This window comes from Bradyrhizobium uaiense (assembly GCF_010811875.1).
GTDB classification, from domain to species: Bacteria; Pseudomonadota; Alphaproteobacteria; order Rhizobiales; family Xanthobacteraceae; genus Bradyrhizobium; species Bradyrhizobium uaiense.
Genome location: NZ_VKHP01000247.1, coordinates 1 through 13,406, shown reverse-complemented (window position 1 = coordinate 13,406; position 13,406 = coordinate 1). Strand labels below are relative to the sequence as shown.

At 64.5% G+C, this 13,406-nt stretch carries 16 protein-coding genes and 1 tRNA gene; 11 read left to right on the top strand and 6 right to left on the bottom strand.

Annotation, left to right across the window (positions count from 1 at the left end; translation table 11 throughout):
* The 7 genes from FNJ47_RS38175 to FNJ47_RS38145 form a co-directional block, all read left to right on the top strand.
* Window positions 1–737 (top strand): AMP-binding protein (locus FNJ47_RS38175; RefSeq protein WP_163160998.1); only part of this gene is annotated, 737 nt, incomplete at its 5' end.
* Between the two features lie 137 nt (window positions 738–874).
* Window positions 875–2,425 carry a WS/DGAT/MGAT family O-acyltransferase gene (locus tag FNJ47_RS38170; protein ID WP_163160997.1) on the top strand — a complete coding sequence of 517 codons (1,551 nt, stop codon included), beginning with the start codon at window positions 875–877 and terminating at the stop codon, window positions 2,423–2,425.
* A gap of 95 nt (window positions 2,426–2,520) precedes the next feature.
* Entirely contained in the window at window positions 2,521–3,858 is a 1,338-nt protein-coding gene (locus FNJ47_RS38165) for an MFS transporter (protein ID WP_163160996.1), read from the top strand.
* A 97-nt stretch (window positions 3,859–3,955) separates the two neighbouring features.
* Window positions 3,956–4,546: an adenylate kinase gene (locus FNJ47_RS38160; protein WP_163160995.1), complete on the top strand. Its 591-nt coding sequence runs from the start codon at window positions 3,956–3,958 to the stop codon at window positions 4,544–4,546.
* A 4-nt stretch (window positions 4,547–4,550) separates the two neighbouring features.
* Window positions 4,551–4,853 carry a hypothetical protein gene (locus FNJ47_RS38155; RefSeq protein ID WP_163160994.1) on the top strand — a complete coding sequence of 101 codons (303 nt, stop codon included), beginning with the start codon at window positions 4,551–4,553 and terminating at the stop codon, window positions 4,851–4,853.
* Window positions 4,853–5,650, top strand: coding sequence for an SDR family NAD(P)-dependent oxidoreductase (locus FNJ47_RS38150; protein ID WP_163160993.1), 798 nt, complete (start codon window positions 4,853–4,855; stop codon window positions 5,648–5,650). The genes FNJ47_RS38155 and FNJ47_RS38150 overlap by 1 nt, the downstream gene beginning before the upstream one ends.
* Before the next feature lie 69 nt (window positions 5,651–5,719).
* The gene (locus FNJ47_RS38145; protein WP_163160992.1) at window positions 5,720–6,490 is read left to right on the top strand and encodes an esterase/lipase family protein; all 771 of its coding nucleotides are present in this window, start codon (window positions 5,720–5,722) and stop codon (window positions 6,488–6,490) included.
* Window positions 6,491–6,516: 26 nt separating this feature from the next.
* Here the strand turns inward: FNJ47_RS38145 and FNJ47_RS38140 are convergent, their stop codons facing one another.
* From FNJ47_RS38140 to FNJ47_RS38130, 3 genes are all read right to left on the bottom strand, one after another.
* Complete coding sequence (locus FNJ47_RS38140) at window positions 6,517–7,437, bottom strand: LysR family transcriptional regulator (RefSeq protein ID WP_163160991.1); 921 nt, start codon at window positions 7,435–7,437, stop codon at window positions 6,517–6,519.
* A 262-nt stretch (window positions 7,438–7,699) separates the two neighbouring features.
* Window positions 7,700–8,101, bottom strand: a complete 402-nt coding sequence (locus FNJ47_RS38135; RefSeq protein ID WP_163160990.1) for a septal ring lytic transglycosylase RlpA family protein — start codon at window positions 8,099–8,101, stop codon at window positions 7,700–7,702.
* A 290-nt stretch (window positions 8,102–8,391) separates the two neighbouring features.
* A tRNA-Leu gene (locus tag FNJ47_RS38130) sits at window positions 8,392–8,476 on the bottom strand.
* A gap of 157 nt (window positions 8,477–8,633) precedes the next feature.
* Between FNJ47_RS38130 and FNJ47_RS38125 the strand changes: the two genes are divergently transcribed.
* On the top strand, window positions 8,634–9,206 hold the full coding sequence (locus FNJ47_RS38125; RefSeq protein WP_236000334.1) for a disulfide bond formation protein B: 573 nt from the start codon (window positions 8,634–8,636) through the stop codon (window positions 9,204–9,206).
* A gap of 154 nt (window positions 9,207–9,360) precedes the next feature.
* Here the strand turns inward: FNJ47_RS38125 and FNJ47_RS38120 are convergent, their stop codons facing one another.
* Together FNJ47_RS38120 and FNJ47_RS38115 are read right to left on the bottom strand one after the other, a co-directional pair.
* Complete coding sequence (locus tag FNJ47_RS38120) at window positions 9,361–10,446, bottom strand: AbrB family transcriptional regulator (protein WP_430649453.1); 1,086 nt, start codon at window positions 10,444–10,446, stop codon at window positions 9,361–9,363.
* 133 nt (window positions 10,447–10,579) lie between these two features.
* Window positions 10,580–10,849 carry a PsiF family protein gene (locus FNJ47_RS38115; RefSeq protein ID WP_430649454.1) on the bottom strand — a complete coding sequence of 90 codons (270 nt, stop codon included), beginning with the start codon at window positions 10,847–10,849 and terminating at the stop codon, window positions 10,580–10,582.
* A gap of 220 nt (window positions 10,850–11,069) precedes the next feature.
* Here FNJ47_RS38115 and FNJ47_RS38110 point away from each other — a divergent pair, with 220 nt between their 5' ends.
* The gene (locus FNJ47_RS38110) at window positions 11,070–11,561 is read left to right on the top strand and encodes a hypothetical protein (protein WP_163160987.1); all 492 of its coding nucleotides are present in this window, start codon (window positions 11,070–11,072) and stop codon (window positions 11,559–11,561) included.
* Window positions 11,562–11,627: 66 nt separating this feature from the next.
* On the opposite strand, the gene FNJ47_RS38105 is transcribed toward FNJ47_RS38110, so the two are convergent.
* The gene (locus FNJ47_RS38105) at window positions 11,628–12,185 is read right to left on the bottom strand and encodes a TetR/AcrR family transcriptional regulator (RefSeq protein ID WP_163160986.1); all 558 of its coding nucleotides are present in this window, start codon (window positions 12,183–12,185) and stop codon (window positions 11,628–11,630) included.
* Window positions 12,186–12,365: 180 nt separating this feature from the next.
* Here FNJ47_RS38105 and FNJ47_RS38100 point away from each other — a divergent pair, with 180 nt between their 5' ends.
* Both FNJ47_RS38100 and FNJ47_RS38095 read left to right on the top strand, forming a co-directional pair.
* Window positions 12,366–12,800: an acyl-CoA thioesterase gene (locus FNJ47_RS38100; protein ID WP_163160985.1), complete on the top strand. Its 435-nt coding sequence runs from the start codon at window positions 12,366–12,368 to the stop codon at window positions 12,798–12,800.
* Between the two features lie 5 nt (window positions 12,801–12,805).
* A complete protein-coding gene (locus FNJ47_RS38095) occupies window positions 12,806–13,249 on the top strand; it encodes a PaaI family thioesterase (RefSeq protein ID WP_163160984.1) in 444 nt (147 codons plus the stop codon).
* The last annotated feature ends 157 nt before the right edge of the window (window positions 13,250–13,406 follow it).

The following is a 13,406-nucleotide window of genomic DNA, read 5'->3' as shown; positions in this document are numbered from 1 at the left end:
TGCGCACGCTGAAATATTGTGGGTCCGGCGGAGCGCCGCTGCCGCTCGAGGTGGCGCAGCAGTTCGCGTCGATCACCGGCTGCAATCTGAGCGAAGGCTGGGGCATGACCGAGACCTCGCCGAGCGGCACCTTCACGCCGGCGCAGACTGGATCGATGCGCAAGGCCGGCTCCTGCGGCATGCCGATGCCCGGCATCGTCATCAAGTTCCTCGATGTCGACAACGGCAGCACGTACGTCCCGCTCGGCGAACGCGGCGAAATCTGCATCAGGGGCCCGAACGTCATGAAGGGCTACTGGAACAACCCGGACGCCACCGCCGAGGTCACGACGGCGGACGGATTCCTGCGCACCGGCGATGTCGGCTACATGGATGAGGACGGCTTCATCTTCATCGTCGACCGCACCAAGGACATGCTCCTGTGCAGCGGATACAACGTGTATCCGCGCGTCCTCGAAGAGGCGATCTACAAATATCCGGCGGTCGAAGAGGTCGCCGTCATCGGCATTCGCGACGAGTATCGCGGCCAGTCGCCCAAGGCCTTCGTCAAGCTGAAGGCTGACGCCAAGCCGTTCAAGCTCGAGGAGCTTCAGGCCTTCCTCAAGGATAAGCTCGGCAAGCACGAGATGGTGCAGGCGCTCGAGATCCGCGCTGAACTGCCGAAGACCGCGGTCGGCAAGCTCTCGAAGAAGGAATTGTACGACGAGGAGGAGCGCAGGGCCCGGGCGTCGGCTTGAAGACGCCTGCGTGATCCGGCGCGGCCGCGGCCGCGAGGTTCAGGCCCTGACAGCAATGCAAAGACCGTGGTGCGCGAGGTATCGGCACGCGGTCATCGGATACGGCCATCGCCGTCACACCGCTACGGGAGGAGAGAATGGACCAACTCAGCAGCATGGATGCATCGTTCCTGCATCTCGAAACGCCGGAAACGCCGATGCACGTCGGCAGTCTGATGATCTTCGATCTCCCCGAGGGCTACCAGCGCGACTACTACGAGGACGTCAAGGAGATGCTCGGCAAGCGCCTCCATCTCTCGGCATTGCTGAACCGCAAGCTGGCGCAGATGCCATTCCAGCTCGCCGAGCCGGTCTGGATCGAGGACGACGACATCGAGCTCGACTATCACGTGCGGACCGTCACCTTGCGGCGGCCGGGCACCATGGCGCAGCTCGAGCAACTCGTTGCACGATTGCACGCCTCGCTGCTCGACCGCAGTCGCCCGCTGTGGGAGATGTATGTCATCGACGGCCTCGAGAACGGCCAGGTCGCGTTCTATACCAAGGCGCATCACAGCGGTGTCGACGGCAAGGCCGGCGTCGAACTCGCCAAGGTGCTCTACGATATCTCGCCCAAGATGCGCGAGGTACCGCCGCCGCGGCGCAAGCGCGCCTCGAGCGGAGAATACCAGCTCGGCGTGACCGAGCTCTTGCAGGCGGCCGCCAACAATGCGGCTCAGCAATATCGCAAGCTCGCAGAACTCCTGCCGACAGCCGCCAAGGCACTCGGCACGGCTGCGAGCGTGATGGCCACCCAGCGGTCGCAGAAAGGGGAGCGTTCGCTCAGCCTTGGGTTGGCGCCGAAGACGGTGTTCAACGACTCCATCACCAATCAACGCTCCTACAGCACGATGTCGTTGCCGCTCGCGGACATCAAGGTGCTGGGCAAACGTGTCGGCGGCACGGTCAACACCATCGTCATGGCGATGTGCAGCATCGCACTGCAACGCTTCCTCACCGAGCGCGGGCTGTTACCCAAGGAATCCTTGATCGCGATGGTGCCGGTCAGCCTCCGTGCGGAAGGCGACAAGGCGATGAACAACCAGGTTTCGGCGGTCCGCGTCGACCTGGCGACCGACATCGATGACCTGCCGACCCGTTTCAAGGCGATCCACGCGTCATCCGAGGCGGCCAAGGCGGTCGTGCGCGAACTGAAGCCGGTGCTCGGCGTCGACGTGCCGATCACGGGTTCGCCGTGGCTGATGACCGGGCTCGCCTCGCTGCTCGGCCGCTCCAACCTGGCGAGCCGCATGCCGGCAGCGGGCAATGTGCTGATCTCCAACGTGCCGGGGCCGGGGCAGCATCTCTACATGGCTGGCGCACGGATGGTGCACTATTTCCCGGTGTCGATCCCCTATCACGGCAGCGCGTTGAACATCACGGTGCACAGTTATGCGGGCTTGCTGGAATTTGGCTTGACCGCGTGCCGACGGGTGCTGTCGCAGGACGAGTCCTACGAGATGATCGAGCACCTGCGGGCAGCGCTGCGCGAGATCGAGGCCCTGCCGCCGGCCGAGATCGTCGAGCTCACGGCGCAGACCGCGGCTCAATCGAAGGCGCCGGCTTCGGCCGCGGCGTCGGTGACGGTCATCCAGACCGACGAGGTGCCGCCGGCCGCCGCAAACGACAAGGCAAGCCGGGCCGGCTAGGCCGGCCGTTCAATCGATCATAGCGCCGGAGCCGGGAACGCCGCCGCGTCGCCCGCTCGCCCTTGGAATCAAAAGAACATTTGGAGGAAACCGGAATGCACCCGCCCGCCGCAAACAAGGCATCTCTGTCGGTCCTGGAAAGCCCGGCGCACAAATCCCTGTTCTCGAAGATCGATTGGCGCCTGATTCCGCTTCTGCTGATCGCCTACATGATCGCCTATCTCGACCGTATCAATATCGGTTATGCGCAGCTGCAGATGAAGCAAACGCTGCCGTTCGACGAGGCGGTGTACGGCCTCGGTGCCGGAATTTTCTTTATCGGCTACTTCCTCTTCGAAGTCCCGAGCAACCTGTTGCTGGAGAGGATCGGCGCACGCAAGACGCTGCTGCGCATCATGGTGCTGTGGGGACTTGCGGCGACCGCCATGATGTTCGTCTCGACGCCGTTCCAGTTCTATTTGGTGCGATTCCTGCTCGGTGTGTTCGAGGCCGGCTTCTTTCCCGGCGTGATTCTCTACTTCACCTATTGGTATCCATCGGCGCGGCGCGGGCAGGTGATCGCCGTCTTCATGTCGGCAACAACGATCGTTTCCGTGATCGCGGGTCCGCTGTGCGGCTCAATCCTGAAGTATTTCGACGGTGCCGCCGGCCTTCATGGCTGGCAGTGGCTGTTTCTCGTACAGGGATTGCCGGCGCTGATCCTTGGTATCCTGGTTTACGCCCTGCTCGAGGACAAGCCCGACCAGGCCGCCTGGCTTTCGACGGACGAGAAGGCGCTGCTTGAAGAGACCTTCCAGCACGATGAGAAGGATATCCAGAGCGAACCTTCGGGAACGTTCGGGCAGATGCTGAAGGACCCCAAGGTCTATGTGCTGTCGTTCGTCTATCTGCTCCTGCTCGGCGCGACCTACACAATGGTGTTCTGGTTGCCGACCCTAATCCAGAGCTGGGGCGTCAAGGACCTGTTTCTTGTCGGCGTCTATGCGGCGATCCCGAATGCCGCCGGCGTGATTGGCATGATCCTGATCGGCCGTCACTCCGACAAGTGGCACGAGCGCCGCTGGCACTATACCGCCTGCGTTGCGATCGCTGCCTCCGGCCTGTTCATCACCACGTTGCTGCAGGGCAATCTCGTCGGATCGATCCTTGCTTTGTCCTTTGCGGTGATTGGAATTGCGTCTGCGACGCCGCTGTTCTTCGCACTGACCAGCGAATATCTCTCCACCGGCGCCGCCGCCGGCGGGCTTGCGCTGATCAGCAGCCTTGGCAACCTCGGTCCGGCCATCAGCCCCTCGATCAACGGCATGATCGTACGAAGCACCGGCGACAACATCTACAGCATGTATTTCGTGATGGCGCTCTATGTGCTGTCGGGATTGCTGCTGCTGCTCTCGATGCGGCCTGCCCCGGCCGCGCGCCTGGCGATGGCGTGAGGACGTTTCGAGCGATCCGGCCCCGGGCGGGGATCCGGATCGCTCGAAGCTCCGCGGGAATGCCGTTGGTGATCAAGCGAGTATCGGGACAAATACGATGAGGATCGTTCTGCTGGGGCCGCCCGGCGCGGGCAAGGGCACGCAGGCGAAACGCCTGGTCGAGGAATACGGCATACCGCACCTCTCGACCGGCGACATGCTGCGTGCCGCGGTCGACGCCGACACCGGCATCGGACGGAAGGTCAAGGATATCATGATGAATGGTGGACTTGTTCCGGATCAGCTCGTGATCGCCACGGTGATCGAGCGCATCTCGCAAGCAGATGCCGGGCGTGGCTTTGTCCTCGACGGCTTCCCGCGGACGATGGCTCAGGCGGTCAGCTTCGACAAGCTGCTCGATGCCGAAGGTCTTGCGATCGACCATGTCGTAGAGCTCAAGGCCGACGAAACGGTGTTGCTGAACCGGATCGAGGCGCGGGCCCAGGAAGCGCGAGAGCAGGGCGGCGCGGTGCGCGCCGACGACAATCACGAAACGCTCAAGATACGTATCGACGCCTATAACGAGCAAACGGCGCCGCTGGTCGACTACTATCGATCGCGGAATATCCTCCGGACGGTGGACGGATTGCAACCGGTCGAAGCCGTCGCCTGTGACGTCGTCAGCGCAATCGGCCAAGGCGATCGGTGATGTGATGTCGGCTGCGCGAAGTCTCGACCCGCGATCCGAACCGTCCAGCCATCCCGACCGGATCGATGTGCTAGAGCCCTTGCGCAGGTCGTTGGGCGACGTGAGGGAAACGGCCGATCAATTCGCGCAAGCCCAGGCGCTGCTGCGGGCGATCGACCAGTTTTCCCGTACCTATGCCGAGGAGCGGGAAGGCGCCGCCGCCTATCTGCCGCATCGCGATGACCGTCGTCTGGCGCGCGCGCGGCTGCTTGCCCGTGTCGTCCGCGGATTGCGAAAAACTGTTCTGACAGCGAAGGGAGGGCCTTGATGTCGGTCAGCGGAAATGAGGGGCAGTGCGCGCTGGTGACCGGCGCGTCGGGAGGCATCGGGCTCGAGCTCGCACGCGTGCTCGCGGCGAACCGGTTCAGCCTCGTGCTGCTGGCGCGTAGCCGTGACAAGCTGCAGGATCTCGCTCGCGAGCTTAAGGCCAATCATGACACCAAGGTGACCATCGTTGCCGCCGACCTGAGCGAACCGGGGGCACCGCAGGCGGTATTTGATTCGCTGAAGGACGCCGGCATACGGGTCGATCTGTTGGTGAACAATGCCGGCCTGTTGCTCGAGGGACGCTTCAGCGCAATCGGCCTCGACGAACAGCTGCGGCTGTTGCAAGTCAATGTCGTGGCCATCACGGCGTTGACCCGTCTCTTCCTCGCTCCGATGCTCGAGCGCAACAACGGACGGATCCTGAACGTTGCGTCCGTCGCGGCGTTCATGCCGGTGCCGAACCTGGCGGTCTATGCCGCGTCAAAGGCCTATGTGCTGTCGTTCGGCGAGGCATTGTCGCAGGAATTGAGCGGCAGCAAGATCACCCTGACGACGTTGTGTCCGGGCGTTACGGACACCGGAATGGTCCACGGCACCAATCTCGGCAACATGCCGAGCATGATGATCATGGACGCGAAGACCGTCGCGCAGGAGGGCTATCGCGCCTGCATGGCAGGGAAGCCGGTGCAGGTCGCAGGACTGGCCAATGAGCTGGCGGTCCAATGGATCAAGTATCAGCCGAGTTGGCTGTTGCGGGCGATCGGCGGCGTGTTCGGAAGGACCCCGCCGCCGGCGTAACGGGCGCGTGTTTGCCAGGCGATGCGCAGTGTCAGGGGCTGTTCTCGACCACCACAACGGATGCTGATCATGGGACGTGACACCGTCGAACCACCCTCGCTCGCCCTGCTTGCCGCGGAAGGGCGCGGATTTCTCGACATCCCGGCCCTTCTTGCCGTGGCAGCGCCGCTTCTGGCGACCGCGCCGCGGGGACAGCGGCATCCCGTCATGGTTTTGCCCGGGTTGGGCGCCGATGACCGATCGACGCTGGCGATCCGCTCATTCCTCGAATTTCTCGGTTACGAGGTCCATGGATGGGGCCGTGGCCGCAATGTAGGTGCACCGGACGCGGACCTTGCCGCGGTGGCGGCGCGAGTCATCGAGCTCGAACAGCGCGCCGGCTCGAAGGTCAGCCTGGTCGGCTGGAGTCGCGGAGGCATCATTGCACGCGAAGTCGCGCGGCAAATCCCGGCGTCGGTGCGGATGGTCATCACGCTCGGCAGTCCATTCGCCGCGCCGGGAGCGAGCAATGTCCGCGCGATCTGGCGGCTTCTGACCGGCCGCAAATACGAGCCGCCGACAGCCGAGCGGATCAGTCGCCTCGCGCAACCGATTCCGGTGCCGTCAACATCGATCTATACCCGCGCCGATGGCGTGGTGGCGTGGCGCGCGTGCCTGGAGCAGCAAGGAGAAGGACGCGAGAACGTCGAGGTGAGCACGACGCATATCGGGCTCGGCTTCCATGCGCCGGCGTTGTGGGTGATTGCCGACCGCCTTGCCCAGCCGCCCGGCACCTGGAAAGCGTTTCGTCCGCCTCCGCAGGTCGCGATCTGGTTTCCCGCAACGACGCATCGCAACTAGATTTGTGAGAGCGCAGCTTGCGTAGCTTATCGCGCACCGCTTGAAGTCGCGCGCATTTCGCCGACCATCATCCGCAGCAGCTCCATTGCGGCAGGCGGCAACGTACGTCCCTGACGCGAGACGACGTGGGTGCGGCCACGATGCAGCAGAGCATTTCTCATCGGTAACGCCACCACCTTGCCGGCATCAGCCTCGGTCATCGCAAGGCGCGACACCAGCGCATAGCCGAGGCCGGCGGTGACGTAATGGGCAAGCGCATCGAACGAGGCCGTCGTGAAAGCGAAATCGAGACGGACGCCTTCGCTGATCTCGGCTGCCTGGACATGCTGGCGCAGACCGTAGTTCGGATGCATCGCGGCTCCCGGATATGGCGCCAGGTCGGCAAGCCTGAGCGGCCGGCCGAGCTGGATCAGTGGATGTCCACGCGGCACCATGGCCTTGATTGGATGCGGCTGCGAATGATGCGAGCGCAGCCTATCGTCCCGGGGCGGGTTGAACAGGACGCCGATATGGGCACGTTCGCCCACGACCTGTTGGACGATCTCATCGGTGCTTCCGATGTCGAGGCTGATTGTGATCTTCGGGCGGGTTTTCATGAAGCGGCACAGGCTGGTCTTGGCCAGCCAGTCGACATAACCTTCGCCCGTGACGAGGTCGATATGACCCGACTCGACCTTGCGGATGCTGTCCATCTGCGCGAGCAGCACCTGCCGCTCGCTCTGCTGGCGGTGCACGTAGGCGGCCAGCAGTTGGCCCGCGTCGGTCGGCGAAACGCCGCGGCCGCGCCTTTCGAGCAGGGGCGCGCCATATTCCTGCTCGAGCAGGCCAAGCGCCCGGCTGACCGCCGAGGCATCCATGCCGAGTGCGCCGGCGGCGCCGCGCACGGAGCCGCTATTGAGCACCTCCATGAAATAGCGCAGTCGACGCGGCTCCAGCTTGGTGTTCATCGGCCTAGCCCCAGTCATTGCAAGCAGCGCAACGAATATTCAATTGTGCGGCTATTTATGCAAGGACGTCGTGGTGGCGCCGCATCGAACGAGGCGGCGCCGGCGGCTTCATGGAGTGTGTGGATCCGGAGGCCGCACGCCGAGAAGCAAAGGTGCAGCTCGGTCGGGGCGCAGGCGCCCCGTTGAGGATCGCCAAGCCGATTTTAACGACCCGAAGCAACAATGTTCGACCCGTGGCTGCAATGGATTCAGCCGCTCGACATCATTGCATGCACACCCACTGCGTTCGATGCATGTTGAGCGCACGAGCTGCGCCGCGCGTCAGATCGATTGTCACTCCGCGCGTAAACGGGCCGCGGTCGTTGATTACAACGGTCACCGAATTTCCGTTCTCGGGATTCACGAGCGTTACTCGCGAACCGAAGGGCATGGTGCGGTGCGCTGCCGTTAGCCCACTGGCGTCGAATATGTCACCATTGGCCGTGCGCCGCCCCGAAGAATAGAAGCTTGCGACGACGTGCTGTCCCGAACACGGGCTCTGAGGCTTCCGAGTATGGGCAAAGAACCAATCGAAGCCCCTGCCGTGAGCGGGCGCGGATAGTGCGATCAGGCACGACACCACCCCAACGGTGCAAGGAAAACCTATGGATTGCCGGTGGCTCATGTCGTCGCAATCCCTGAGAAGCGCGGTTGAGTAGAAGGTCCCCCGGCTGTGATCATGCATATTGACCGGGGGACCCAGCGCGGTCAGGGATGGGGTACGGAAAGACCGCACGGTGCAATTTGGCGGTGAGGGTGACTTGATCGAAAGTGCCGAAAGTCACGTCACTGACCGGGATTCGTGCAAGCGTTCCGTCGTCCGGCCCTGTCCCGCTCTTCGACGCGAATTCCGCGTTCTCGACAGGGCGAATAAAGCCGGAATCGAACTGGAGTCGAGAGTTCTTATCTTTGGTTTGGTGCCCCTGGCCGGAATCGAACCAGCACTCCTTGCGGAACTCGATTTTGAGTCGAGCGCGTCTACCAGTTCCGCCACAGGGGCATTCGCGATGGTCCTGGCCGGAAAGGCCGGGGTCGCGAAGCGCGGCGGACTATAGCGGGCAGCCCGTCACGGTCAACCCGCGCGGATGTGATTGTCCCGCGCCTCGACAGCGATATTTTGGCGCGATACGACCCGGATTGAGCATGGAGGACAGCCAATGCCCCTCCCGAACGATGCTCGCAGGAGGACCGACGTGACGCTCGCCACCGCCCATCCGTCGGATGTTCCCGCCGCCGGCAATCCTGCATTGACCTCGGCCCTGGCGATTGCCGTGATCGCGGCGGCGACGCTGGCCGGCGCCTGGTTCTTCCAGCTCGTGCTGGAGATCATGCCCTGTCCACTCTGCCTCGAGCAGCGCTATGCCTATTACCTCGCGGTCCCGCTCGGCGCCGTGGTGGCGCTGGCAGCGGCCCGCGGCGCGCCGCGAGCGGTGCTGCTCGCAGGGCTCGCGATCCTCGGCCTCGCCGCGCTCGCCAATGCCGGGCTCGGCACCTACCACGCCGGCGTCGAATGGGGGTTCTGGCCGGGACCAACCGACTGCACCGGCCTGATGGTGGATTTCGGCAAGGCCGGCTCACTGCTGGACCAGCTCGACAAGGTCAAGGTGGTCCGCTGCGACGAGGTGCAGTTTCGCTTCCTCGGCATTTCGCTCGCCGGCTACAACGTGCTGATCTCGCTGCTGATGGCCGCGATTGCCGGTTGGGGCGTGGCGAGGACCGCCAGAGCATAGCGCAAACTCGCTGCTTATCCGTCATCCTGAGGTGCGAGCGGAGCGAGCCTCGAAGGGTGCACGGCCACCAGCCGGGCCGTCGATCCTTCGAGGGCCGCTGAAGAAGCGGCCACCTCAGGATGACGGGATCAGAAGCGCAATCCGGTTGCCCACCCTAATCGTCGACGTCGTCCTGCGGCCGTCCGAACAGATGGATGATGCCCGGCGTCGAGATGGTGACGAACAAAAAGCGCGACAGATGGTGCGCGCCGACGAAGATCGGGTCGATGTGCAACGTCAGCGCCAGCGCCAGCATGGCGTCCATCGCGCCGGGCGCGAAGGCGACCACGACGTCGGCGAGCCGCACATGGGTGGTGAAGCCGATCACCGCGACGAACACCGCCGAGATCAGGATCGCGATCGCAAACGAGCCTAGCCCGGCATTGACGTGGCTGAGCAGGGTCGAGGTCTTCATCCGCGCGAAGCGGGTGCCGATCAGCGCACCGATGCCGACCAGCGCGGCATTGCGGAGCCAGGGCGGCAGGCCGCCATCGACCAGCCCTGAGCCATGCAGCAGGCTGGAGGCGAGCATCGCGCCGAACATCCAGCTTGCAGGGAATTTGATCCAGCGCAGCAGCAGCGAGACGCCGATCGACCCGGCGACCAGGGCTGTGAGGCCGAACGGCGAGGCGACCGTGGTCGGCAATGGCGGCGGCGCCGCATGCGTCACCCCGGTCAGCGCCAGCACCAGCGGCAGCGCCGCGGTCAGGATGATGACGCGCATGGTCTGCACCACGGCGATCGCCGCAACGTCGGCGCCCTTTTCCGCGGCCAGGATCGTGATCTGCGAGAGCGCGCCGGGGCTGCCGGCGAGGAAAGCCGAGGTCTGGTCCCAGCCGTGAACGCGCTGCAGATAGAGGCTCGAGCCGAAGGTCGAGCAGAACGTCGCCAGCGCCAGCAGGCCGATGGTGAGCGGATAGGAGCTCATGTGCTGCAGCAATTGCTGCGACATCAGCGAGCCCAGCGAGATGCCGAGCAGCAGCAGCACCGATTGCGTCAGCACCGGCGGCACCGCGAGCGGCCGTCCTGCCAATGCCGCGATCGCGACCGTGCACATCGCACCCGAGATCAGCCCGCCCGGCAATCCTGCCCATAAAAACAGCAAGCCGCCGCCGGCGCCGATGACGAGAGTCTCGAGCCCGTTCAGAACTTTGCTGCGGTCGGGAATGGCTAACGCCATCGAAGCGCGGATCAGGGTCACGCCGCCTTATGGCAAATTCGCAATCTCGGGACAAATGCGTCCCGCGATTGCAGCATTGCGCGCCTGCTCGCCGGCGCGCAGATTTTCACCCTCCCCGGTGGGGAGGGTGAAGGATGTCAAATTTGTCTACGCGTTACTTCGCGGCCGGCGCAGCGGCAGCGCCGCCCGCCTTCTTGCACTCGGAGCGGAATTTCTTGCGCTCCTTGCCATGCAGGCCCTTGGCATCGGCCTCCTTCGAGCACTCCAGCGACTCGGCGGTGCGCGGCTTGGCTTCCTTCGGTGCCTTGGTCTCGGCCTTCGGAGCGGCCTCCTTGGCGGCGGGCGCGGCGGTTTGTGCGAAGGCTCCGCCCACCATCAGCAGGGAAGCAAGGGCGGTTGCGGTCGCGAGCTTGGAAATCGTCATCATGGGGCACCTCGTGAGGGAAGGAGCCGAAACGTCGCGCGGCGATGCTGAACCGTGGATGAACATACGGTGGTCCTGCCGCCACAATATTTTAGCCCGCGGGCGCGCCCACGCGTTGTCGCAAGTCGGGGTTGCGCTAGGATAATGGTCTTACGCCAATGCCCCCCAAGGGAAACCGAAGGGAAACCGAAGGGAAACCAGGGATGACGGGAGATCACGGATGACCATTCAGACCAGATTGTTGTGTGCGATTGCGGTGTCGGGCTTTGCAGTCTTTGCGGCGAGCGCGCCGGCGCAGGCCCTGACCGCGCAGGAGTGCAGCGCCAAGTACCAGGCGGCCAAGACGGCCGGCACCCTCAACGGCCAGAAGTGGAATGATTTCCGCAAGGCCCAGTGCGGCGCCGATGCGACGCCGGCTGCGGCGCCCGCCGCTCCGCCGCCCGCTGCCGCCGCGCCTGCTCCGGCTGCGCCGAAGGAAGCCAAGCGGGAAGCCGCTCCGGCCGCGGCACCGGCCGCCCCGTCAGGGCCCGCCGTGTTTCCGAACGCGGTCGATCCCAAATACGCCCAGGAGACCCCGGGCAAGCAGCGCTTCAAGACCTGCGACGACCAGTACAAGGCCAACAAGGCCACGGGCGGCAATGGCGGCCTGAAGTGGATCCAGAAGGGCGGCGGCTACTGGAGCGAATGCAACAAGCACCTGAAGGGCGCCTGAGCCCGGCCGAAGCTGAAGTCTGACGAGCGGCCGGCGCAAGCCGGCCGCTTTTCATTGACTCCGTTTCTACTGGCTTTCCACCAGCAGCTTGTCCGCCGATTGCGCCAGCAGTTGCGCGCGCTTGCGCGGACCGCGTTGTGGGAACAGCAGGCTCTGGCCGAAGATGAAGCAGTAGAACAGGAAGGCCTGCGCATCGGCCTCCTCGGTGGATAGCCCGGTGGCGCGATAGAGCTGGCCGACCTGCTTGAGCCGTGCGGCATCGACGCTCGCGGCGGCGGTGGCCGCGGCCTCGTCGGTGCGCGCCCATTGCCGGATCGCGAGCTCGACCGCCATCGCCTCGGTGTTCATGCGCTCCGAATAGAGCGTGATGATCGCCTTCAGCCGCTCGCGCGCGCTTGCGCCGTCGAGCGCGGTCTGCTTCTCGATTGCGGCGATGCGTCCGTCGCGCCAGCGCGTCAGCATGGTCTCGAGCAGCGCGGCGCGATCCCTGAAGCGGCGGTAGAAGCCACCCTTGGTGACGCCGAGATTCTTCGCCAGCACCTCGACCCGCACCCCGTCGACGCCGCTATGCGCGAGCTCGGCAAAGCCGGCCGCGACCCAGACGTCGCCCTTGCTTTCAGTCATGTGATCTCCGCGCGTCTTAGTGCGCGATCAGAGTCATCGCTCACTAATCTCTTGTTTGAGCATGATCTTTTCGGAAAACCACTTCGCACTTTTCCGGATCATGCTTTGATACGGTACCGTATTGCTAGCCCGCTTCGTCCTTGATACGCTACCGTATCAACAATCGAAGGGAGGGGTACCATGGAGGGCGAGGCGACCTATCGCGGCACGGTCTATCCTTGGCACTGCGACCACATCGGCCACATGAACGTCATGTGGTACGTCGGCAAGTTCGACGAGGCGAACTGGAACATGTTTGCGCGGCTCGGCCTGACGCCGAGCTATCTGCGCGAGTCCGGCCGTGGCATGGCCGCCGTGCAGCAGAACATCTCCTACAAGCGCGAACTGCTCGCCGGCGACCTCGTCGAGGTCAAGAGCCGGCTGGTCGAGTTCCGCGACAAGTCGGTCCGCATCCTGCACGAAATGCGCAATGCGGAGGCCGGCGAGATCGCCGCGACCTGCGAGATCACGGCGGTCCATATCGATCGTGCCGCGCGCAAGGCGGCGCCCTTTGCGCCGGCGATCCGCTACGCGGCGATGCCGCATCTCGTGCCGTCCGAACCCGTGAGTGCGTGACCGCCATGCCCCGTTTCGAGCCGAAGAATCCCGACTATCGCGCGGTGGCAGCCAATACGTTCGCGCGCCAGCGTGCGATGCAGACGCTCGGCATCTCGATCGCGCGCATCGAGCCGGGCGAGGTCGATCTCGCGATGCCCTATGCACCGGAGTTCTGCCAGCAGAACGGCTTCGTGCATGCCGGAATCATCACCGCGGGTCTCGACAATGCCTGCGGGATTGCCGCCTTCACGCTGATGCCTGATGGCTCCGACATCCTCACCGTGGAGTTCAAGACCAATCTCCTCGCGCCGGCGCGCGGCGAGCGCTTCGTGTTCCGCGGCGTCGTGGTCAAGCCGGGCCGCACGCTGACGGTCTGCGACGGCCGCGCCTATGCCGTGCAGGACGGCATTGAAACGCTGGTGGCCACCATGAGCGGGACGTTGATGGCGCTGCAGCGGCGGGAGTAGTAGTCGCGACGAACAATCTATCTCCGTCACCCCCGCGCAAAGGCTTCGCCTTTGTCGCTGGAGGAGCCGCGAAGCGGCGTCTCGAAGGGTCGACGGCCCCACACTCTCGGCAAGCGGAGATGCAACGCGCGGAAGCATCGGGGCCGTGCATCCTTCG